The sequence below is a fragment of the Fictibacillus norfolkensis genome (assembly GCF_014836645.1).
GTDB lineage: Bacteria > Bacillota > Bacilli > Bacillales > Fictibacillaceae > Fictibacillus > Fictibacillus norfolkensis.
The window spans coordinates 215,522-239,319 of the sequence record NZ_JACSQM010000003.1; the positions used below are offsets into that span (position 1 = coordinate 215,522).

Here is a 23,798-nt window from a genome sequence, read left to right on the forward strand (position 1 = left end):
CTGTATTCTCCTCTAAATCCTATTTCATTGCTACTTCTCCGTTTCTTCTAGTAGCAAGTCTCCAAATAACGAATAACAAAAGTAAAATAGCTAACGTAAAACTCGTGTAGGTAAGAATATCGATCTCTCCCTTATGTCTAACCCCTATTCCTACATAGGCCCATACAAAAACGAGTGGATAGATAACATCTTTGTTCAAAAGGGTAAAAAAGATCGCTAATCCTGTACCAACGATTAGCATGATCACAGTCCAAGTAACTGATGAAAGTCCAAAACCATTCCAGCCGCTATATTTTAAAACAACAGCGGTATTGACGATTGTCGCCACACTGATCCATCCTAGATATACCGAGAACGGAAGTCGAATGAACGAAGACTTGTTATCTTGATTTTGAATTTTCGTATAGATCATAATGAGTGACAATAAGAGGCCGATCATAACAATCCAAGACAAACCTAGAAGTTCATGATGCCAAACAAATATCCATGTACAATTTAAGATACAGTTCAAAACAAACCACAGACCGATACTTTCATACACGGGTTCATTTCTGTTCTTAGGGAGCACTTGAATGATCACCCAGATCGTTAGCAGTACATATATGAGTCCCCATATGGAAAATACATAACCTGCTGGAGTGATCAACACATTATATTTTGCTGATAATTCTCCTGTTGTCCTTCCATTCAATGGTAGTGCATTAGCAAGATAATTAACAAAGATTACTGCTGCAAGTGCTACAATGTTCAAAATAGCTCTAAATGTTGCTGACATGAATGGTTCCCTCCTTTGGATGTATAGTTTCATATATACCCAAATTGGAGTGGAATTATGAGAAAAAGGCAATCTTAGTTAAATTACCTAACCATTGTTAACTGCTAAATGCTTGTGTTCCAATATCCGCTTCACGTTTAAACAACCTGCTGTATACACCATTATCAGACTTCAGCAACTCTTCGTGAACCCCGTCTTCGATCATTACTCCGTTCTCGATGACGATCACTCGATTAGCAGCCAAAACAGTTGAAAGCCTGTGCGAAATAATAAAGAGCGTTTGTTTTGATTTTCTTTTGTTGATCGCTTCATTGACTTGCACTTCTGTAATGGGATCTAAAGCAGAACTTGCTTCATCAAGAACAAGAACGGCGGCATCTTTTACTAGAGCTCGTGCTAATGACAACCTTTGCTTCTGACCTCCAGACAACAAACTTCCTCTTTCACCGACAAGGGTGTTCAGTCCTTCAGGAAGAGTAAGTAAGAAATCTCCAAGACCGCTGTCTTGAAGAGCAGAAATCAATTCATCATCTGTTGCTTCAGGTTTGGCGATTCGTAAATTATCCGCTAAAGAACCATTTCGAAGCTGGACATCTTGTGAAACGATCGCAATTTGTGAGCGAAGCCATCCTGCATCAATCGTTGATAGCTCTTCCCCATCTATAAAGATAGCTCCACTCTCGGGCTCATACAATCGCAATAATAAATCTACAACCGTTGATTTTCCAGATCCACTCGGTCCTACAAGTGCTACTGCTTCTCCAGGCTTTACAGAAAATGATAAACCTTTTAATACTTTATCTTCTTTTTCAGGATAACCGAATGCAACATCTCTAAATTCGATCTCTCCTTCAACTTCTTTAGGTATAAATCCTTTTTCTGTTTCGGCACTCGATACATTTTGACTGAGTAAAAGTTCAGATCGATCTAATGCAGGGCCAGTTCTTCTTACAGAAAGCCAGTTTCTTAACATTCGTTGCATCTCATTTGCGGCGATTGCCACGAGCCCAGCTGCAGTTAGCATCTGACCAGCAGTTAATTTATCGGTCCAGATCAAATATGCGCTTAGTCCATACACGACAGCTAATGCAAGACCGTTGTAGCTTCCGATAACCACAATCGATTGCATCCTAGCTTTTAATTCGTGTCGAGATTCTCTAATGAACGATTTTCTAATCTCAGCTACGCTTGATACCTCACCATCAGAAACGCCTAATACTCTTGAAAGGTGGATCCCAGTTACAGACTCCCGAAGTCTCTCTAGATAACGAGAAGCTTCTTTTCTCGCATTCGCAGAAGATTGCCGTGTCCGTTGACCGACAGCGTTTGATGTTAAATAGAAGATAACGCCTAACACAACACTCGTAATCATTAGATATGGATGAATCCAAAGAAGGACGATACTGTATAAAATAACACCTTGAACGGATGCCATAAAAGTCGAACCTTCCCAAGCCAGGAAATTATGCAGTGTATCTGGATCATCAGAAACACGAGCCATCATTTCACCAGATTGGTTGTTTTGATAAAAAGAAAAGGGTAGGTTCTGCAGATGTTTAAACAATCTTAACTTTTGCCAGTTCGTTACGGTCTTCGCGACTTGGTGACAAAAATATTCATCGATAACCATTAGAATCAAGTCAGCAACAGCAGCAAAGATCAATAGCCACATCAATCCCCATAGAAGTTGATTGGATTCACCAGGTAAAATGGAATCAACAAGCCAGCCTAGTGCGAGAGTTGGTATAAGGGCAGAAAACACTTGTGATACGGCAATAACAAACGCATCAGCTAATACCCACTTTTTATGTGGCTTTAAAAAGGCTAGAACGCGTCTGCCGTCTCGATTTTTTTGTTTTAATGCTGTCTGGCTCATATCGCTCTCTCCTTTTCTAATTCACTGTACTGCGCCATATAAAGTTCATAGTACTGCCCCCGCTCTGTAAGAAGCTCTTCGTGCGTACCAGATTCTGCTACAACACCTTTGTCTAGAAGTATGATTTTATCTGCACCCCTAACCGTGATCAGCCGGTGAGCAATCGTAATTGTCGTTCTGCCTGGTATGAGCTCTTCAAGAGCGGATTGAACGCGTTCTTCTGTCTCGCCATCCAGTGAAGAAGTTGCTTCATCAAAGATTAATAGCGCAGGGTGCCGAAGAATTGCTCTTGCAAGTGCAACACGTTGTCTTTGTCCACCAGAAAGTTTAAGCCCCCGCTCACCAACAATAGTCTCGTAGCCTTCTGGCAAAGCAGCGACAAAATCTGTAAGTCCTGAAGCCTCACATGCTGCATCTAAATCGGCTTGAGTTGCATCTTTTCTTCCATATAATAAGTTCATCCGCAGTGAATTGTTTAAAAGAAACGTTTCCTGCGAAACGACTCCTACCTGCTGACGAAAAGAATTCCTATTATACTCAAACAAGTTTTGTTGGTCGATTTCAATAGAGCCTGCCTCAGGTTCATAAAGACCGAGCAGCAATTGGATGAGCGTAGATTTACCGCCGCCGCTAGTACCGACAATACCAATATGTTGGCCAGCTTTCATATTCAATGAAACGCCTTTTAACACATATTCTTCGTTGCCCGGATAACGAAACCAAAGATTATCAATATCAATGTCCCCTCGAACAGGTTGCATCTTTGGAAGATCATCTTCATGTTCTTTTGGTAAATCAAAATATTCATAGATTCGCTGAAGAGCAGGAATAGCCTGTTGTATGATCAATGCATTCTCAGCTAGTGAACGAATGGGAAAAAACATCGTAGGAATAAACCCTAAACAAGCAACAAGTGTACCGACAGAAATCGTATTATTCCAGACTGCGATTCCTCCAACAAGCATGACTACGCCTGGTGTAGCGATATTAAATAGATTACCAAGACGCCAGTTTACTTTTCCGATTAAAGCGGCACGTATGGAATAATTCTTCCAATCTGTAAGCTTTGTATCTTGTGTATGTATTTCTCTTTCTTGAGTTTGAAAAGTACGAACTAGTCTGGTTGATTCGATACTTTCTTGAAGGTGGTGATAAATATCTGCGCGCATATCCCTCTGAACAGCACTCATTTTTCTCATAGTCGTTCCAAGTTTAAATGATGGGTACAGATAGATAGCGAATACACAGAACATAACGATCGCAACTGGCCAGTATAGAGCAAAAACTGCAATAAAAGCAGCGATCGCACTAACTACTTGTTGTACGAATCGAGGCACGACCGTATTATTTAAGTTCTGTACAGCTTCTACGTCGTGAGTGAGACGATATAACATATCACCACGAGGTGTAGTCGTAAAAAAGGACATCGGTGTTTTATGCAACCTTCCAAATGCACGCATCTGCATATCTGTGATAACATCTAAACCAATCTGAATTTGAATAAATTCTTGTATTGATTCAAATACTACCTTAAACAAAAATGAGAAAAGAACTCCAGCTACTAGCCAACCGATCATATCCGACATCTCATTCGGCAGAATTTCATCAACAAGCTTTCCTGCTAGTATGGGTGGGATTACGGTAAAAGCGCCACCGATCAGCGAACAGATAAAAGCCAGAAGAAGCCCCCTCCAATAAGGCTTAAAGTGCTTTAATGTCTCTCTTAAAAGCTTCAATTTCATTTCCCCCTCTCGCTTTCAAGCACTTTATTTTATACTAAATTCATAAAATTTTCATTATTTTTACTTGTTATTTTTTTGAAAATATAAGAATAAATTCATTTATATTTAGTTAGCACTATATTAAACATGTAAGATTTTTATTCAAATTTAGTGTTCAATCAAAAAAATAACTTATTAAAGCTAATAAGCACTTTAATAAGTCATCTTCTTGTTCGTTTATTGTAGTTCTACACGTTTGAGAGGTTTTTTTGCTGGCCCTTCAACGACCGAACCATCGAATGAAAAACGTGAACCATGACACGGACAATCCCATGTTCGATCACCGCTGTTCCATTCTGTTTCACAACCAAGATGTGTACATGTGGTGTCTACAATATGAAGTTCACCATCTTGATCACGATAAGCCCCACACCTTTCACCATCAACCGTAACGGCACATCCTTCATCTTTATTTAAACTTCTTGGATGTTTAGACGGTTTGTCTAACTTCCCAGAAACAAAATGCTTTGCGACATCTGCATTTTCTTTTATAAACTGTTTAATATCAGAGGGATCACCTTGAAACCTTTGTGGTTTGTATAGATCAGCATATTCATTCTCTCTACCCATGATATGATCTCTTATAATTAATGCAGCAAGAGTACCTGTCGTCATCCCCCATTTTTTGTAACCGGTAGCTACAAAAATGTGATCATGCTTATGCGTAAGCTTGCCGATGAATGGTATTTTATCGAGTGTAATCAAATCCTGAGCCGACCAGCGATAAAGGACTCTATCTAATTTTAATGATTTTCTTGCTTCTTTCAATAAAGCCTCATAGTGCTGATGCGTTGGAATTCCCTGTCCTGTTTGATGACTTTCTCCACTTAATAACACGATCTTTTCTCCATCTTGTAAGATAGAACGATAAGAAAATGAGGTTTGATCTACTCCCATATACATCCCATTAGGAAATGTATCTTGTGTTTTTACGGCCAATACATATGAACGCTCTGCCATCATTCTTGTAAAATAAAAACCTAATCCATCAAAAAACGGAAAATGTGTGCAACAAGCTACAAAGTCAGCAATAATTTTGTGTCCATGACTTGTTTGCACTACAGCTTTTTTGTCATTCTCTTCTATAATATCTGTTGCTGTCGTGTTTTCGTAGACCTCAACACCTAGCGAGTCCATCTCTTGTAATAAAGCGGCTAAATATTTTACTGGGTGGAAATGTGCTTGATTCCTCATTACAAGCGCTTTTTTATGCGGTATGTTAAAAGGCAGTTTTTCAACTAGCTCACCATCGATCTCTAACTTTTGGTAAGCACCTGCTTCTTTGTTAAGCTTTTTGATTCCTTCATCGGTGTTGGCAAATAGATAGGCATCGTGTTTTTCTAAGTTACAATGAATATTGTTTTGTTTAACAAGATTCTCAATAAACTGTTTAGCTTGTTCGTTTGACTCATAATAAAGACGTGCCCGATCTAATCCGATGTGTGAAATAAGGTGATCATAGATAACATCATGTTGAGAAGTAATCTTTGCAGTTGTATGACCAGTTGTTCCATTAATCACTTTGCCTGCCTCGATCAATATAACCTTTTTACCTTCTTTTGCTAAAAGATAAGCTGTTGTTATCCCGCTTATCCCAGCTCCTACAACAACAACCTCCGTTTGTGTATCTTCATTTAATATAGAGTATGTAGGTAGGTTTAATTGCTGCCTCCAGATTGGTTCTGGAAACTGTGGCATGTTATTTTCATAGTTACTCATAAGGTACCTCCTGTTTAGACACGTTTTCTCACCATTATTCCCTATACCTCGAAATAACAATCAATAAAAACTGTATAAAAGAAGGATCTTTTCTAAAGGATGTTTTTCGAATAGTTTAAAGCTTTTGGAAGTAGTTGATTTACGTTCCAGGCTGCTCGATTTCCACGGGGCAGGCGGTGAGCCACATTCGTACGTTTCACTCTTAAGTGTCTCACCTGGCTAGTTGCAGTGGCTAGCCCCTCGAGGTCAAAAGTTAAATAGACCATGAAGGCAAAGAGCGCCTTCATGTCCCATTTCACCTTTTGTTTGTCGAATCTGGATAGAGCCATTTCCACTTTTAGGACTGCCCGCCTGTCCCGTACCCTGGAGCTGAAACCAACTCCTTATAACAAAAAAGAAACAGGCTATTTAAAATATCCTGTTTTATCAGTAGAATAGATGAATTTATTTGCTTAACCGCTTTTCAATCGCATAATCAAAATTCCCATTATAACTTTCTAGACATCCGCCTTCTAACCAAATGGTACGTTCAAAGAGTTTGTTCATAAAATATCGATCATGTGAGACTGATAGGATCGTTCCATTAAACTCTTCTAGAGCTTGTTCTAATGCTTCACGTGAATCAATATCCAAATGGTTTGTTGGTTCATCCAAGATTAAGAAGTTGAATCCTTCATAAACAAGCTGTGCAAGCCTGAGTCTTGTTCGTTCTCCACCGCTCAACTCATTTCCTTTCCTATAAACAGCTGCTCCGTAGAACAAAAACTTTGCTAGATGATGACGAGCTTCCCCTTCTTCCATCGGTACTCTTTCTCTGAAAATATCAAGTACAGTTCCAGTAGAACCAGCAGTAAGTCCACTTTGAGAAAGATAACCTATCGAAACAGATGGTCCAAGTTTTATATTGCCGTTGCTGTGATCCAGAGTTTGTATGATCTCTAGCAGTGTCGTTTTTCCTGAACCGTTTTTACCGACGAGGGCTACCTTCTCACCATATCGAATCTGTAGTTCAAGATTACTTAGGATGGAACGACCTTCAATCAATTTATTTAGCCCTTTAATTACTGCAACGTCCTGACCGCTTCTCTTGTTAACTGAGAATTCAAATGCCGCTTTTTTACGTTCCAGTTTAGGGCGTTTCATACTCTGTATTCGTTGAAGTGCTTTCTCCATGTTCCTCGCTCTTTTAAAGAATTTTTCATTTCCTGATCGAGCGCCCCAGTCTCTTAGTTGTTTGATAGACTCTTTAATCTTTTTAACTTTCTTTTGCTGTTCTTCATATTTCTCAAATTCTAGAAGAAGATTGTTTTCTTTTTCCTTGAGAAAACCTGAGTAACTTTGATGATATAAAGTACATTCACCATCCTCTATATCAATAGTCTTTGAGGTTACTTTATCTAAAAAATAGCGATCATGACTGATAATAATAACGGAACCTTTGTATTTTTGAAGATAGATTTCAAGCCAATTCATCGTTTCGATGTCGAGATGATTGGTAGGTTCGTCTAAGAGTAAAAGCTCTGGCTCTTTTAATAACAAACAAGCTAGACCGACCTTCGTTTGTTCTCCTCCACTTAGTTGCATAAAAAGATGGTGAGAGAGTTGTGTTAGACCTAAACCAGCCAAAACGCCATTTATCTTCGACTCAATCGCATAACCACCGAGCTCTTCAAATTCTTCTTGCAATCTATAAAGCTTATTCAGATTTTTGTCTAATCGGTGTGTATGCTCTGGATCACTTAACAATGCATTAACCTGCTGAATTTTATGTTCAATTTCATTGATTTCTTGAAACGCTGATGAAACTACATCATATACTCTCATATTCTCGGAATGCTCAGGAAGTTGTTCCAAATAACCGATCTCCGCATCCTTCCTGATGGCTATAGAACCTGAATCCGGATGATCAACACCACTTAACAGCTTAAACAATGTCGTCTTTCCTGAACCATTCTGTCCTACTATACCTATGCGATCTTGTTCGTGAATTTCAAAAGATATATTTTTTAGAATCTCATTTCCACCATACATTTTTTTAACTTGATGAACAGTGCAGACTATCATTTTTATTTTCTCCTTTTAATCCAATGCCACTGTCCTTTTTTGTATACAAAAAAACCATGAGCAACATACCTGCCCATGGTTACTAACAATTAAAAAAGGATAGGGTAAGGTTACTTTGTGATGTACTTTAGTGTTTTAACTGTAAATGGACAGACTCCGCCAATTTTTGAAAATACATAAGTAATCGCACGGAAAACCACCAACCAGTCAAACATTTGTACACCTTTAAGCATGCCTTACACCTCCTTTTAAGAATTTAAAAAATATTCTAGTAATAGTATATGGTATTATTACTTAATATGCAATTAAGAATAAAGTTGAGGATAAAGAAAGGAAATTTGCTTTTTTTGTCGAAATAGTTTTAAATATTTATATTATTCTGAAAAGGGTGTGTCCTATGAAAGTAAAATCCAACTATCTAACTAAATCAAAAGTAACGTATGTAACAGAAAACATGTCAATCAGCGAAGCTCGATATACCATTATTCAATCTGGGTATCGCTGCATACCCGTTTTGGATGAATCCGAACAAAAATTTGTAGGGCTTCTTTTTAAAGAGACTACATCTGATTATATTATTGATAATATCGGTTCAGTTAAAGATCAAGTTAGTAGAATTGTAGAAGAGAAAGACGCATTTATTCATGAGAATACAGCTTATTTCAAAGTGCTTTTCACAATCAGACGCCTGCCATTTATGGCTGTAGTCGATGATGATCATAATTTCCTAGGAATCATTACTCACTCAAAAGTTATGGATATTCTAGAAGATTCTTATGGTATCAAGAAGGGTGGATACTCTCTAACGGTTTCTACTACTGAAGGTAAAGGTTCGCTAAGAAAACTATTTACAGCTATCCATGAAGAATACAATATTGAAGGTGTTTTCACGCAAGACGCAGGTAAGCAATTTCTTCGCAGAGTTATTATCACTTTCAATGAAAGTGTTTCGCGTGAAGAAATCGATGAACTCGTACACCGAGTCGAAGCGAATGGGTTCAAGGTGGCAGACATTGAAGATCTACGAACATTCTCAAGTGTTCAATAATACAAAAAACGTTCCCTTTTAATAAAAGGGAACGTTTTTCTTTACGATGAGAGGACATTCAATTGTTCAAAGAATGAAGGGTATGAAACAGCGATCGCTTCACTGTTTGTAAGCGTTGTTTCGCCTTCTGCGATACAAGCGGCAACACTCAACATCATTCCAATTCTATGATCTCCGTAGCTTTGCACTGAAGCTCCTCGCAGTGAAGATTTACCCTGTATGATCATACCGTCTTCTGTAGCTTCAATATCTGCACCCATCTTTTTTAGCTCGTTCACAACGGTTTCAATTCGATCTGTTTCTTTCACTCGAAGTTCATGCGCGTCTTTTATGATTGTCTTTCCTTCTGCTTGAGTTGCGGCCAAAGCTATGATTGGAATTTCATCGATCAATCGAGGGATAAGATCGCCTTCAATAACCGTTCCTTTTAAATCAGAGCTTTTAATGACTAAATCTCCGAAAGGTTCTGATGCTTCCTCATTTATATTTTGGTAGGTGATATCTGCCCCCATATTTTTAAGTACATCCAATATTCCGGTACGCGTTGGATTCAACCCTACTTTTTTTAACGTGATCTCACTGTTTGGAACAATCGCACCGGCTACTAAGAAAAAAGCGGCTGAAGAAATATCACCTGGTACTTCAATGTGTGTTCCCTTTAACTTCTGGCCACCTGCGACTGAAACATTTAGATCATCGGTTTCAACTTCTACTCCAAACGCTTGTAGCATTCGTTCTGTATGGTCTCTCGATTTGAAGGGTTCTTCTACAGAAGTTGTTCCTTCTCCATCTAATCCAGCCAGAATAATAGCTGATTTAACTTGAGCACTGGCGATTGGAGAGGAGTAATGAATACCTCGTGTTTCGCCCCCTTTTATATGAAGAGGGACCTTATTTCCTGAATCATTTCCATCAATAGCAGCTCCCATTTCTTTTAAGGGTTTCGTCACGCGATTCATCGGTCTTTTTGCGATTGACTCATCCCCTGTTAAGGTGGATTCAAACGGTGTATTAGCGAGTATTCCTAGCATCAGACGGATCGTAGTACCTGAATTCCCTACATACAAATCTTCTGAGGGTGGTGTTAATCCTGCAATTCCTTTTCCTTCTACTGTTACTTTTTCACCTTCTTGTTTTATCGTAACACCAAGTTTCTTGAAACATGAAATGGTACTTAAACAATCTTCGCCTGTTAAAAAACCATCGATTGTCGTTGTACCGTCAGCGATGGATCCAAACATGACTGCTCGATGTGAAATAGATTTGTCACCAGGCACTTTAATAGATCCTTTTAATTGTTGAATAGGTTGTAATTGCTTTGCCATAGAATAGTACCTCCTTATAAAGTGATTTGTGTTAAGTAATTCTCTTTTTGTAATATTTCTTGTGCCTGGTCTCGATCATTGTCATCTTGAAAACTCAATCGAAGTACTCCATTTAATCCTTCTCTTACTTCTAAAATACTGAGGTTGATTATGCTGATCTCTGATTGTGCCAAAAGAGCAGTTATGTGAGATAGAGCACCTACTCTATCGAGGATATCCACATATAGATCTGAAAACGGATGAATTGCGCCTTTTGACCGAACAGGTAAGGAATCTCGGAATGATTTTGCTCCATCAAAGTATTCATAGAGTTCCGCTTCATCTCCCTTTTCTACGAACTCTATCACCGTATCCATTTCATTTTTCCATTCGTGTAAGAGAGTAAGAAGATGTGTCTTATTTTGACTGACTATATCGCTCCACATTTTAGGAGAGCTTGAAGCTATGCGCGTAATGTCTCTGAATCCTCCTGCTGCAAGTTGCTGAATCAACGGTTTTTCCTTCGCATGATGCTGTGCAATCCTCACAAGGCTTGAAGCGACAAGATGCGGAAAGTGACTTACAATGCCTGTAAGAAAATCATGTTCATCTGGATCAGTAACGAGAAATTTGGCTCTAGTCCCTTTTAGCCAAGTCTTAGCTTCATCAATATCCATATCAGTTGTTATAGAGTTTGGTGTTAGAAAGTAAAAGGCATTTTCTAATAGATGGACTTTCGCACTTTCTGCTCCCGTTTTATGAGATCCAGCCATAGGATGACCTCCAATAAAACGAATACCAAAAACAGCCATTTCCTCTGCTTTATTCATAATGGATTTTTTTGTGCTTCCAACATCCATAACTAACGCTTTAATTACAGGTGAAATGGAAGCTAGTTTCTCCATCACCTGTAACGTTGCTTCAACAGGTGTTGCAATTATGATAAGATCTGCTATTTGAGCAATCTCTGTGAAGTCTGAAACAGCTTCATCAATTACACCTATTTCTGCTGCAGTTACACTATTTTGAGCATAAACGTCATACCCATAGATTGTTGCTTCGTGTTCTTGTTTGATAGAAAGAGCGATTGAACCACCGATCAATCCAACCCCTATTAGTAAGACGTTCTTCATTTACTCCTACTCCTTTTTAAGCCTCTTCTATAAAAGAAGTTAATTTTCTCTCTAATGATTCTGAAGTAAAAGGTGATAAATAGGGCTTACCCAAACCGTTCAGAAGCACCATTTGAATCATGCCTTTTTCCGCTTTTTTATCTTTTTTCATTCGATTGACTAGCGAGGAAGCAGATAAGTGCTTAGGAAATGATGGATAACCTAAACTTGTTAACCAATCCTTTAGTTCTTTTCCTAAAATTACAGTATCTTCTTTAAGTGAAAGTGCAAAAAGCATACCTAATGCAACTGCTTCACCATGAGTGATTCCTTTGTATTGAAGCTCTCCTTCTATAGCATGGCCGAGTGTGTGGCCAAAGTTTAAATAAGCTCGAATTCCCTTTTCTTTTTCGTCTTGTGTAACGATCTCATTTTTAATTTTAATGCCTTGTATGAGAGCTTTTTGGAGAGAGTCTCCGAAGAGATCATCGATGTTTTTAATGTTCTCATGCAAAGAATGGTATAGATTTTCATCAGCGATCAATGCATGTTTAATGACCTCCGCAAAACCAGATCTTTTTTCACTTGCTGGTAAAGTAGTTAAGAAGTCTGTTGAATAGATTACCGTTTCTGGTTGATGAAAGACACCGATCATGTTCTTACCTTCAGGATGATTAATACCTGTTTTTCCTCCTACTGCACTATCATGTGCGAGAATCGTAGTCGGAATTTGAATAAAGCGGATTCCTCGCATATAGGTACCCGCCACAAATCCAGCAAGGTCTCCAATCATTCCTCCACCAAGCGCAATAACAACAGATGTCCGGTCCAGTTCTTTACTTAAAGCAAAGCTTTGACAAGCCATATAATTCTCAAATGACTTTTGATCATCACCAGCTTGAATCTGAATCGTTTCATGAGAGAAAGCATCGCCGATCACCCTTTGTACGGTTTCTAAATAGAGACCTCCAACGTTTTCATCTGTTATGATCAATAGGTTCTTAGGTGAAGGGCTAAGGCTTTCTAAGACTGATTTAAGCTCATCAATTACGTTATCACCAATAAAAACCGGGTAGTTTTTTGAAGGTGTTGTTATGTGAATCGTGTTCATTTAAAACACCCTTGCACGTTCTTGGTGCTGCACGATGTTTTTCTTAATCACTTCCATGTTATCTTGTCCAAATTGATTAACTAGCGCACTTGCGAGCTCCCAAGCAACAACAGACTCTGCTACAACACTTGCAGCGGGAACTGCACAACTGTCAGACCTTTCAATGCTTGCGGCAAAGACTTCTTTTGTTTCAATATCCACACTGTTTAGCGGTTTGTATAAAGTAGGAATCGGCTTCATCACACCACGAACAACAACTGGCATCCCGGTCGTCATTCCTCCCTCAAAGCCTCCTGCGTTGTTTGTTCTTCTAGTATAGCCACGTTCGATATCCCAAACGATCTCATCATGTACTTCACTTCCAGGTTTTCGTGCTGCTTCAAAACCAATACCGATCTCAGCACCTTTAAATGCATTGATACTCATGATTGCTGCTGCTAATTTGGCATCTAACTTATTATCATAATGTGTGTAGCTACCTACACCTACTGGCATACCTTCTACGATTACTTCTACAACCCCACCGATCGAATCGCCGTTTTCTTTTGCGGTATCGATCGCTTCCATCATCGTCTTTTCAACATTTTTATCAAAACATCTAACAGGAGAAACCTCCGTTTTTTCACGAAGTTCTTCTAACGATTCATATGAAGTATTCTCAGCTACGACACCACCTAGTTCTAACACGTGGCCTCCAACTTCAACTCCAAGCTCTTTTAGAACTTTTTTCGCAACAGCTCCTGCTGCTACTCTTACCGTTGTTTCTCGGGCTGAAGAGCGTTCTAGTACGTTTCTCATATCTCGATGATTGTACTTAATAGCACCGTTTAAATCTGCATGACCTGGTCGAGGTCTAGAGATAACACGCTTCACTTCAGCGTTCTCGTCTTCGAGAGGTTCAGCACCCATGATCTTCGTCCAATGAGTAAAGTCTTTGTTCTCTACTACAAGTGTAATCGGTGAACCAAGCGTTACTCCGTGTCGTACACCACTTACGATCTGAACCTGATCTTTTTCAATCTGCATACGTCTTCCACGACCATGCCCTTTTTGACGTCTAGCTAGTTCTTCGTTAATGTCTTCTGCTACTAGAGGCAAACCTGCTGGTACACCTTCAATGATTGTTGTGAGTTGAGGGCCGTGTGACTCTCCTGCTGTTAAATATCTCATATTCTATTCCTCCTGTTTGCCTTTTTTTATAGAGAAAACTTTTGTAAACCACGTTTTGATCTAGTCACTCTTTTATTTCTGATAGTACAAAAAAATCCCTGCTAATAAGCAGGGACGAATTATCATCGCGGTACCACCCTGACAGCAAAGAATAAATCTTTGCCACCTTCATTTTGTTAACGGAAATTTTTCCGGCTTTTTTACAAAAGCATGCTCAAGAATTGTAATTCGTGAAAGGCTGTGTACTGATTTGCACCACCATCAGCTCTCTAATAACAGGGAACCATTCCACTACTGCTGTTCTATCATTGCGATTTATTTTATAAAGTTATAAACAGTTTTAGCACGTTGAAGCGTTGTTGTAAAGGGAATTCATGCATTTTTCTTAAAATTTACAATACCTTCATCTATATGTCAAAAAGCACTTTAAACAGCTTCAAAATTATTTTAAATCTTTTTTCTTATAAGTACTTGACATTCTTTTGAAATCCCTTTAAAGTTACAAACAATACTTTATGAGACACACGCTTTAAAGCGCGAAAGTGTCTATGTAACGATGTATATAAATAAGCCTATGAGCGGCCGCGATATAGGAACTAATGACACGAGTATAAATATGGGGAGGAACCGCACATGTCAAACGAATTAGTAGACTTACGCAAACAGATGGATGATATTTCTTTAAAGATTTTAGAGCTTCTAAATGAACGAGGAAATGTAGCCCAACAAATTGGGAAGCTTAAAGAAATGCAAGGTGTTAAACGCTTTGATCCTGTCAGAGAGAGAGAATTGCTTGATCTGATCGCTTCTCATAACGATGGTCCTTTTGAGACGTCAACGGTGCAACACATCTTCAAACAGATCTTCAAAGCAAGCTTAGAGCTTCAAAAAGACGATAATCGAAAAGCGTTACTCGTATCTCGTAAAAAGAAACCTGAAGATACAATTGTAAATGTAAAGGGTGAAAAGATCGGTGATGGCAATCCTCACTTCATCATGGGTCCTTGTGCGGTAGAAAGCTACGAACAAGTGAAGCAAGTAGCAGAAGTCATTGCAAAAAAAGGATTAACTTTAATACGAGGTGGCGCATTCAAACCGCGTACGTCTCCTTACGACTTCCAGGGACTTGGACTAGAAGGGTTAAAAATTCTTCGTAAAGCAGCAGATGAACATCAGCTGGCTGTTGTGAGTGAAATTTTAAATCCGAACGATATTGAGATGGCACTAGATTATGTTGATGTGATTCAGATCGGCGCACGTAACATGCAGAACTTTGATCTGTTAAAAGCAGCTGGATCTGTGAACAAACCGGTATTGCTGAAGCGTGGGTTAGCTGCAACGATTGAAGAATTCATGTACGCTGCAGAATACATCTTGGCTCAAGGTAACTCACAAGTTATTCTATGTGAACGCGGAATTCGTACGTACGAGAGAGCAACAAGAAACACGCTAGACATCTCAGCGGTACCTATTCTTAAAAAAGAAACGCATCTACCTGTAGTCGTGGACGTAACACACTCAACAGGCCGAAAAGACCTTCTCCTCCCTGCCGCTAAAGCAGCAATGGCGATCGGTGCAGATGCAGTTATGGCTGAAGTGCATCCTGACCCAGCAGTAGCGCTATCCGATTCAGCGCAACAGATGAACATTCCAGAATTCCACGAATTCATGGATGCTCTTTTAAACAAAGAAAAAAAGAAGATTCATTCTTAATAGAAAGAAAAAGCCTGGCTCGCTGAGTCAGGCTTTTTCTTTAGTTACTAAAGGGCTTAGCCTTCGAAATATTCTTTGTAGTATCCACCTATTTTCCCTGTGTTATCTACTACAAAATAAAATTCCTCTGTTTCATTCTTTAGTTCATAGGTTTTACCAGCAGTTAAAGCACGGTTAACCATATATTTTTTTGCATCCGTATGTACACATTTAATCTCACGAATTGTGTCTCGATCCGCCCACTCTAAATGAATCATGAAGTCTCTCTCCTTATAAATTTCTTTTGTTAAATCATAATGTGCCCCGCTCTTTCTGTCAAATTCATTTCCTAGGGTACCTTTCCTAGTATTTCACTAATCGTTTCGGTTAATATGATAATGAAGATATTATTAGAATGGAGATTTACATATATGAAAGCATTAGTTTTTGACTCCTTCGGTGGTCCAGAGGTTTTAGAATATCGAGAAATCAACGACCCAATTATCGAAGAACAGGACATTTTAGTTGAAATGAAGGCCATTGGCTTAAACTTCGCTGATGTTTATAGAAGAAAAGGAAATTATCATCTTGAAGGACAGCCTCCTTACATCCTCGGATATGAAGGAGCCGGTATCGTAAAAGAAGTTGGTAGTGCTGTTAATGGTGTTTCAGTTGGGGATCGTATCGCATTCGCAGATGTACCTGCCGCTAACGCGGAACTTGTCTCTGTACCTCGCGACAAAGCAATTCCCATTCCAGAAGGTGTTTCCTTTGAATCAGCTGCCTCTCTTTTGTTACAAGGGTTGACTGCACATTATCTTACGCGGGATAGTTTCTCCATTAAAACAGGTGACGTGGCATTGGTTCATGCTGCTGCCGGCGGTGTTGGCCAGTTATTGATTCAAATCATCAAGTTGCTTGGAGGAAAAGTTATTGGTTTAACTTCTTCAGAGAAAAAGCGTCAATTCGCTCTTGAAGCAGGTGCAGATTCCATATTCCTATATAATGATAATTGGAAAGAAAGCGTGTTGAGTGAAACTTTTGGCAAAGGTGTAGACGTTGTTTACGAGTCGGTCGGTTCTACGATAATGGATAGTTTTGAAGTTACAAGGATTGGCGGCACCGTTGTATTCTTCGGTATGGCCGGCGGTGACCCTGTGTCCATTGATCCTCGTATGCTCATGGATACTTCTAAGACGTTGACCGGAGGCGACTTGTGGAATGTTCTAACCTCTCATGAAGAACGTTTGATGCGTTCAAGTGAGTTATTTCAGTGGATTAAGGATGGTCATGTGAAAATAACTGAGACATCTTTTTCTTTACAAGATGGTGCAAAGGCTCATGAATATTTAGAGAGTAGAAAAAGTACTGGGAAGATTTTGTTGATTCCCTAAGATGTATAATAGAAAAATTAGGGTGGCTGCTGGTTGCAGCTGCCTTTTTTGTGTTTTAGTTGCATAATGCAAATGTTACAATCTTTGAATAGTCGTATTCTACAAGTATAATCAGTTGCATTTTGCAAGTTACTATTAGTAATTAAATAGCAGGTTCGTTGATTCATTTTTTTATTAGATTAAAATAATTTTTTGCTAGTTGAGTTATTCAGGAATCTGTAGCTGGTACGTTGCTGAATTAGTAGGGCCGCTCGGGGTAAGATTCATGGATTTCAGAAGATTTTTCATACATGTAGATGAATCGATGTGTAAAAAACGTCGTAACATTTTATTCTTAGCAGGTTCTTCAAAAATCATTGCGTAGTCTTGGATAGCTTTTTTATGAGCATCTTTGGATTTTATATTGCACTTAGAACAAACCCAAGTACTTCTCTCTCGTCGCATAGGAATATGATTGCAGCCTGGACAAAAGACTCCGGTGATAATGTCCGTGTGATTGATATTGTAAGTTTTTAATAAGTCTGGGTTATGTCTTTCATGTTGCTTTAATAGTTTTGAAGTTATTTTTGAGAGGTCCTTCTTTGAGAGGGTTTCTTTATGGTACGTTGAAATTTGTTGAACTTTGTTAGCTAAACCCTTAGCTCGAATAATATGGGCCGCTTTTTCGCCATAATGCGGTGATAGCGTAATAAAAGATTTTGGATTAGTTAGAACAACGAGGGAATAAAGCGGGATTCTAGGCAACTGATTTCTTTTCAACCAGCTTTCGAGATATATTTTTTGTTGTTGGACCTGGTTTACTGGATCAGGAAATGTTTCATCTACTCCATTTTTCGTTCGTTTCATCTGATCGAAGTGATGATCAAAATATAGATCACCAGAGAGATTTTTAACTTCGAGCAAAACGCCAAACGAAGAATGAAGGATCAAACAGTCAATTTGAAAGTAGTACTTCTTTTCTTTATCTCTCGGTAGTCGCAAGTCATGAAAAATGAGGTATGAATTCTCATCTAAATCGTGCAGAAAATAATCTAATGCCACTTCGCCTCTATAACCTGCTGAATATCTTGCAAATTCAGTTTGTAATTCACCGTGTTTCAGGTGATTGTGTACTAATCTTGGTAAGATGGCGTCCAATTTTAATAATTTTAGGGACTTAGTACGTGGTTTTTTTATCAAGGTATCACCTCTTGCTTTTTAATACATATTTCATTCGATAAAAATTGATAAAAAACCTTTATTTTCAGCAATGGTTTGATGATTATTTTTTGCTCAGAATTTAGGTTGTGCACAATTAAGTCTAAAATGAAGAAATTAAGTCGGAATGGACTATCATTAAGTCGTGCAGCGCACCAATTAAGCTGATATTAACCGCAATTAAGTCGAAAATCAAAAATAAAGGCCATTCGACAAATCCAGCCGCCTGTATACTCGCTAACGAACAACCTGTTCAAACCCACCAAAAAAAACCCCCTGCAAGCAGGGGGCGTTCCATATCATCATTAAATTACTAAACATTAACCTTCTAAAAGAAGTGATTCTGGATCTTCCAGAAGTGATTTGATCGTTGTTAAGAAGCTTACTGCTTCTTTTCCATCTACAATACGGTGATCATAAGAAAGCGCGATGTACATCATCGGACGGTTTTCCATGCGCTCTTTATCGATCGCTACTGGTCTCCATTGGATTGTGTGCATTCCAAGGATACCTACTTGAGGTGCATTCAAGATAGGTGTAGAAAGCATAGATCCGAAGATACCACCGTTCGTGATTGTAAATGAACCGCCTTGAAGGTCTTCTAATGATAGCTTTTTAGAACGAGCCTTCTCAGCTAAGTTTCCGATTTCTCTTTCAATACCGGCGAAGCTTAGACGGTCAGCGTTGCGTACAACTGGTACAACTAATCCTTCTTCTGCTCCAACTGCGATACCGATATCGTAGAATTTCTTAAGAACCATTTCATCCCCTTGGATCTCAGCGTTGATCGCAGGGAACTTTTTCAGTGCTCCTACAACAGCTTTCGTGAAGAATGACATGTATCCTAGTTTAACTCCGTTTTGCTCATAGAACTTGTCCTTACGACGAGCACGAACTTCGTTGATCGCCGTCATATCAACTTCATTAAACGTTGTGAGCATCGCTGCAGTTTGTTGAGCTTCAACTAAACGTTTAGCGATCGTTTGACGTCTGCGGGACATCTTCACGCGCTCTACAGGTTTCTCAGGATTTACCGCTTCAACAGAAGCAGCTGGTTTAGAAGCTGATGCTGCTGGCTTAGATGCTGAAGCAGCTTTCTCCGTGCTTCCACCTTCAGCATGACGCTTCACATCTTCCGTGCGAACGCGTCCTAGAGGATCGCGGGCATTCACTTCAGAAAGATCGATGCCTTTCTCACGAGCAAGCTTGCGAGCTGCAGGAGATGCGATCGGGCGATCAGAAGCTTTAACTTCTTCTTCGGCCGCGTCTTTTTCCACGACTGGCTCTTGTTTTTGTTGAGTTGGTGCTTCTTTTTCTTCTGTCTTTTCTTCTGCTGCTGGTTCTGCAGACTCAGAAGCACCGCCTTCAACGATAGAAGCGATGATATCCCCAACTGCTACAGTGTCGCCTGGTTCAACTTTAATGTTTTTTAGTACGCCATCTCGCTCAGCACTGATTTCAATGTTAACTTTATCAGTTTCTAGTTCTACTAAATCTTCACCTTTAACAACTGTGTCGCCTTCTTTTTTAAGCCATTGTGCTACTGTACCTTCTGAAATTGATTCGGCTAATTCCGGAACTTTAACGTCAAACATGTTCACGGCCTCCCTCTCGCGATTGAATGTCTAGTGCTAATGATGTTTGGATAATTTGTTCTTGTTCTTTTTTATAGATGTCTGGTTCCCCACCAGCCGTACTCGAACGTTCTTGACGTCCAATATAAGAAACGTGTGCTTTTGGAGCTACAGCACGAAGTTTAGGCTCGATGTATAACCAAGATCCCATGTTCTTCGGCTCTTCTTGCACCCAGATCAAGTCTTCAACGTTTGGATACTCTTTTAACAGAGCATTCATCTCTTCTTCTGGGAACGGATAGATCTGTTCAACTCGAACGATATGCATTTCCGTTCTTGCTACTTGATCTTGCTCAAGTGCTTTTTCAAGATCAATCGCAATCTTACCAGAGCAAAGCAAGATTTTCTTCACTTTGTCTTTTTCTTTTCCTAGACCAGGCTGTTGTAACAACGGCATAAAGTGGTCACTTTCAAATGCTTCCGCCATGGATGCTACTTTCGTGTCACGCAGCAAGCTCTTCGGTGTCATAACGACTAACGGACGAACTTCATCCATAGATAAGAGCTTAGCTTGACGTCTTAGCAAATGGAAGTACTGAGAAGCAGTACTTACGTTAGCAACTGTCCAGTTATTTTCTGCACCTAACTGCAGGAATCTTTCTAGACGTGCACTTGAATGCTCAGGTCCTTGACCTTCATATCCGTGAGGAAGAAGCATCACCATACCTGATTTTTGGCCCCATTTCGCACGACCAGCAGATAAGAACTGATCGAACAGAACTTGTGCAACGTTTGCGAAATCTCCGTATTGAGCTTCCCAAATAACAAGCGTTTCAGGTGCAAAAACATTATATCCGTACTCAAAACCAACAACTGATGATTCTGACAGTGGACTATTATGAATCGCAAACGAAACATCGATGTCATCCATCGCATGCAACGGAGAAAATTTCTTTCCGCTCTCGCTATCGTTTAAAACAAGGTGTCTTTGCGCGAACGTACCACGCTCAGAGTCTTGCCCCGTAATACGAATCGGCGTTCCATCTTTTAGGATAGAAGCGAACGCTAATGATTCAGCCATACCCCAGTCGATCTTTTCCCCTTGGAAAGACTTGCGTCTCCGTTCGAGGATTCTCTTGATTTTAGGATAAACGTTAAAGTCTTCTGGGAACTTAAGCATGTTCTCTGTAAGTTCTTGAAGATCACTAACTGAAATGGTGGTATCGATATCAGGAAGTGCTTTCGATAACGGATCAGGAAGTCTCGTGTCTTCCAATTTAAATTTTTCTTTGCGATCTTGAACTTTTTCATATTCAGTCTGATGCTTCGTTAACACATCATCTTCAATGGATTTAACTTCTTCTTCAGAAAGTACTCCTTCTTTAACAAGCTGTTTTGCATAAACGTCACGAACCGTAGGGTGACTGTTTACTTTTTTATACAATTTCGGCTGTGTTGCAGATGGATCGTCCATTTCATTGTGACCGAATCGACGATATCCGATCAGATCGATCAAAACGTCTTTTTGGAACTTTTTACGATATTCATAAGCAAGATGTACAGCTGCAATACATGCTTCTGGATCATCTGCATTAACGTGAATAATCGGGATCTCAAACCCTTTAGCAAGGTCACTCGCATATTTCGTTGAACGAGAATCGTCGCTATCTGTTGTAAAACCTACTAGATTGTTCGCGATTATATGAAGTGTCCCACCGGTTTGGTATCCTCTAAGACGACTTAAGTTCAGAGTTTCAGCAACGATTCCTTCACCAGGAAAAGCAGCATCACCATGGATAAGAATCGCAAATGCCTTCGAAGTATCTTGAACCGGATACCCTTTTTTGTCACGCGTTTCCTGAGCCGCTCTTGTATACCCTTCAACAACTGGATCTACATACTCTAAGTGACTTGGGTTATTCGCAAGTGAGATTTTAATTTTATGAGATTGATCTGTTTCAACCAAACGGCTTGCACCTAAGTGGTACTTTACATCCCCAGTCCATCCAAAGTTAATTCCTCTCGAACCTTCAGAAGGAATTAGCTCTTTGTTTGGAGAATGATGAAATTCTGAGAAAATTAATTCATAAGGTTTGCCAAGAACGTGAGCAAGAACGTTCAGACGCCCACGGTGTGCCATTCCGATCAGAGCATGTTCTGCTCCGTCACGGCATCCTTCTTTAGCTGCTTCATCAAGCATCGGTACCAGCATATCAACGCCTTCGATAGAGAAACGCTTTTGTCCAACGAATGTCTTATGAAGAAATTTCTCAAATCCTTCAACTTCACTCAGTCGTGTTAAAAGGTTCTTCTTATCTTCAGCCGAAAATTTAGGATAGTGTTGGCTAGTTTCAACCATGGTGTTTAACCATTGGCGTTCTTCAGTCTCATGTACATGACTGAATTCATAAGCGATTGTTTTCGTATACACTTCCTGAAGCATTTGGATCGCTTGATAGCCGTCTTTAACGCTTGATGGCGCTTCTTTCCAAATAAAGGAAGGTGGTATCGCTTTCAAATCTTCTTTTGTTAAGTTAAATTCTTTCGGGTCAATATGGTGGTTGTCTTTCGGAAATTCCCCTACTGGGTATAAGTTAGCTGCTAAGTGACCGTAAGTGCGAATGTTTTCTGCTAATTTTAGTGCAGCTGCTAATTTCTCGAAATCCAATCCATCAAAACTCTGTGCAGTACGTTGATTTGATACAGAGTCCTCAATCGGAGGCCCCCAAGCATCAAATTTCTCTTTGAATGAACTGTCAACAGATTCCGGATCCACACTATATTGATCATATAGTTCAAGGATGTAGGCCGTATTTGGTCCACTTAGTCCCTGCCAAGGATTTTCTGATTTGGAACGTTGATGACTCATCTTTTGTTCCCTCCTGCTTCCCTTTGTAAGTATTGTGCTGTTGCTGTTAACAGGTGATTCATCATTTCTCGCCATTGAATTTTTCCCTATTTAAAGCGCTCTCAAACAATGAATGAAAAGAACCTTATCATTGATAAGGTTTCAACTGTAACAATGGTCATTGCCATTATACTATATTTTCGCAGAAAGTGAATTTTGTTTTTTACGATTTATGAGATAATTTGCCCATTTTGTTCTGCTGACAGTAAAAATAAGGAGCGCAATCCATATCAAGGTAAATGAAATGACATGAATCTGACTAAATGTTTCATGATACAAAAATACACCTAATACGAGCATGATAGTAGGAGCAATGTATTGTAGAAAACCGATCATCGTCATTGAGATCCGCTTTACACCTTGCGCAAAGCAAAGTAATGGTACTGCAGTCACTAATCCAGCTCCCCATAAGAGCAGTGTCGTAGAAGGGCCTCCATAGATAAATGACGCCTCTCCGTTCCATTGAAGATAGATTAAATAAATGAAAGCGAATGGAAAGACAAACATCGTCTCAAATGTTAAGCCCGTTAACGAGTCAAAACTCCCAAGTTTTTTTACAAGTCCATACAGGCCGAACGAAAGAGCTAGTGAAACAGCTACCCAAGGAAACTCTCCATGTTGCCACGTTAATAGAAAAACACCGCAGGCGGCTAACATAAAGGATACGAGCTGCCAGCTGTTTAATTTTTCTTTCAATACAAGCATGCCCAGAATTACACTAACAAGTGGATTAATATAATAGCCTAGACTAGCTTCAACAACATGGTCTGTATTAACGGCCCAAATATACATGACCCAATTCCCGCTTATTAATAGTGAAGCGGTAAATACAGATAGAAATTGTTTCTTATTACCAAAGAGCACTTTTACATCTCTTGTAAGAGAGTTTTTCTTTTTTAATAAGAACATTACAGCGATCATTAAAAGAAAAGACCATAAAATGCGGTGTGCTAAAATCTCAACGGAACCTGCTGATTGAAGTGGTTTCCAATACAGTGGAAGGAATCCCCATATTAAATAAGAAAAAGCGGCATACCATATACCCTTCGTATGTTCATTTAATTTCATTGTCC

Annotated in this window: 19 protein-coding genes and 1 other annotated feature; of the genes, 3 read left to right on the forward strand and 16 right to left on the reverse strand. The window is 39.4% G+C overall.

The genetic code is table 11. The features are described 5' to 3' along the window. Window positions 1-19: 19 nt before the first annotated feature. The 7 genes from H9648_RS08375 to H9648_RS20860 form a co-directional block, all read right to left on the reverse strand. Window positions 20-775, reverse strand: coding sequence for a TspO/MBR family protein (locus H9648_RS08375; RefSeq protein ID WP_191753447.1), 756 nt, complete (start codon window positions 773-775; stop codon window positions 20-22). A gap of 97 nt (window positions 776-872) precedes the next feature. Next, window positions 873-2,651: an ABC transporter ATP-binding protein gene (locus tag H9648_RS08380; RefSeq protein WP_191753448.1), complete on the reverse strand. Its 1,779-nt coding sequence runs from the start codon at window positions 2,649-2,651 to the stop codon at window positions 873-875. Further along, the gene (locus H9648_RS08385) at window positions 2,648-4,387 is read right to left on the reverse strand and encodes an ABC transporter ATP-binding protein (protein ID WP_191753449.1); all 1,740 of its coding nucleotides are present in this window, start codon (window positions 4,385-4,387) and stop codon (window positions 2,648-2,650) included. Before H9648_RS08385 ends, H9648_RS08380 begins: the two co-directional genes overlap by 4 nt. Window positions 4,388-4,609: 222 nt before the next feature. Then, a complete protein-coding gene (locus tag H9648_RS08390) occupies window positions 4,610-6,151 on the reverse strand; it encodes an FAD-dependent oxidoreductase (RefSeq protein WP_191753450.1) in 1,542 nt (513 codons plus the stop codon). Window positions 6,152-6,243: 92 nt separating this feature from the next. Next, a complete protein-coding gene (locus H9648_RS08395) occupies window positions 6,244-6,438 on the reverse strand; it encodes a hypothetical protein (RefSeq protein ID WP_191753451.1) in 195 nt (64 codons plus the stop codon). A 157-nt stretch (window positions 6,439-6,595) separates the two neighbouring features. Further along, window positions 6,596-8,215, reverse strand: coding sequence for a ribosomal protection-like ABC-F family protein (abc-f, locus tag H9648_RS08400; RefSeq protein ID WP_191753452.1), 1,620 nt, complete (start codon window positions 8,213-8,215; stop codon window positions 6,596-6,598). A gap of 110 nt (window positions 8,216-8,325) precedes the next feature. Further along, complete coding sequence (locus H9648_RS20860; RefSeq protein ID WP_263600207.1) at window positions 8,326-8,448, reverse strand: hypothetical protein; 123 nt, start codon at window positions 8,446-8,448, stop codon at window positions 8,326-8,328. A 164-nt stretch (window positions 8,449-8,612) separates the two neighbouring features. On the opposite strand from H9648_RS20860, the gene cbpA reads away from it, so the two are divergent. After that, the gene (gene cbpA / locus H9648_RS08405; protein ID WP_191753453.1) at window positions 8,613-9,263 is read left to right on the forward strand and encodes a cyclic di-AMP binding protein CbpA; all 651 of its coding nucleotides are present in this window, start codon (window positions 8,613-8,615) and stop codon (window positions 9,261-9,263) included. Window positions 9,264-9,304: 41 nt separating this feature from the next. On the opposite strand, the gene aroA is transcribed toward cbpA, so the two are convergent. Genes aroA through aroC form a run of 4 tightly spaced genes read right to left on the reverse strand, consistent with a single transcriptional unit; the run spans window position 9,305 to window position 13,960 of the window. Further along, a complete protein-coding gene (aroA, locus tag H9648_RS08410; protein ID WP_191753454.1) occupies window positions 9,305-10,588 on the reverse strand; it encodes a 3-phosphoshikimate 1-carboxyvinyltransferase in 1,284 nt (427 codons plus the stop codon). Window positions 10,589-10,602: 14 nt separating this feature from the next. Beyond that, a complete protein-coding gene (locus H9648_RS08415) occupies window positions 10,603-11,700 on the reverse strand; it encodes a prephenate dehydrogenase (RefSeq protein ID WP_191753455.1) in 1,098 nt (365 codons plus the stop codon). 16 nt (window positions 11,701-11,716) lie between these two features. Continuing rightward, entirely contained in the window at window positions 11,717-12,790 is a 1,074-nt protein-coding gene (gene aroB / locus H9648_RS08420; RefSeq protein ID WP_191753456.1) for a 3-dehydroquinate synthase, read from the reverse strand. Next, a complete protein-coding gene (gene aroC / locus H9648_RS08425; RefSeq protein ID WP_191753457.1) occupies window positions 12,791-13,960 on the reverse strand; it encodes a chorismate synthase in 1,170 nt (389 codons plus the stop codon). It lies immediately after the preceding gene. Between the two features lie 107 nt (window positions 13,961-14,067). Continuing rightward, window positions 14,068-14,278, reverse strand: a binding site (T-box leader). Window positions 14,279-14,593: 315 nt separating this feature from the next. On the opposite strand from aroC, the gene H9648_RS08430 reads away from it, so the two are divergent. Further along, entirely contained in the window at window positions 14,594-15,673 is a 1,080-nt protein-coding gene (locus H9648_RS08430; RefSeq protein WP_191753458.1) for a bifunctional 3-deoxy-7-phosphoheptulonate synthase/chorismate mutase, read from the forward strand. Between the two features lie 56 nt (window positions 15,674-15,729). Here the strand turns inward: H9648_RS08430 and H9648_RS08435 are convergent, their stop codons facing one another. Then, a complete protein-coding gene (locus H9648_RS08435; protein WP_191753459.1) occupies window positions 15,730-15,930 on the reverse strand; it encodes a DUF6501 family protein in 201 nt (66 codons plus the stop codon). A 153-nt stretch (window positions 15,931-16,083) separates the two neighbouring features. Here H9648_RS08435 and H9648_RS08440 point away from each other — a divergent pair, with 153 nt between their 5' ends. Beyond that, window positions 16,084-17,046, forward strand: coding sequence for a quinone oxidoreductase family protein (locus H9648_RS08440; protein ID WP_191753460.1), 963 nt, complete (start codon window positions 16,084-16,086; stop codon window positions 17,044-17,046). A 204-nt stretch (window positions 17,047-17,250) separates the two neighbouring features. On the opposite strand, the gene H9648_RS08445 is transcribed toward H9648_RS08440, so the two are convergent. The 4 genes from H9648_RS08445 to rarD form a co-directional block, all read right to left on the reverse strand. After that, window positions 17,251-18,225 (reverse strand): nuclease-related domain-containing protein, encoded by a 975-nt coding sequence (locus H9648_RS08445; protein ID WP_191753461.1) that lies wholly within the window; start codon window positions 18,223-18,225, stop codon window positions 17,251-17,253. Window positions 18,226-18,563: 338 nt separating this feature from the next. Beyond that, the gene (gene odhB, locus H9648_RS08450) at window positions 18,564-19,838 is read right to left on the reverse strand and encodes a 2-oxoglutarate dehydrogenase complex dihydrolipoyllysine-residue succinyltransferase (RefSeq protein ID WP_191753462.1); all 1,275 of its coding nucleotides are present in this window, start codon (window positions 19,836-19,838) and stop codon (window positions 18,564-18,566) included. Beyond that, window positions 19,831-22,686 (reverse strand): 2-oxoglutarate dehydrogenase E1 component, encoded by a 2,856-nt coding sequence (locus H9648_RS08455; protein WP_191753463.1) that lies wholly within the window; start codon window positions 22,684-22,686, stop codon window positions 19,831-19,833. The genes odhB and H9648_RS08455 overlap by 8 nt, the downstream gene beginning before the upstream one ends. 171 nt (window positions 22,687-22,857) lie before the next feature. Beyond that, a complete protein-coding gene (gene rarD / locus H9648_RS08460; RefSeq protein WP_191753464.1) occupies window positions 22,858-23,793 on the reverse strand; it encodes an EamA family transporter RarD in 936 nt (311 codons plus the stop codon). Between the last annotated feature and the right edge of the window lie 5 nt (window positions 23,794-23,798).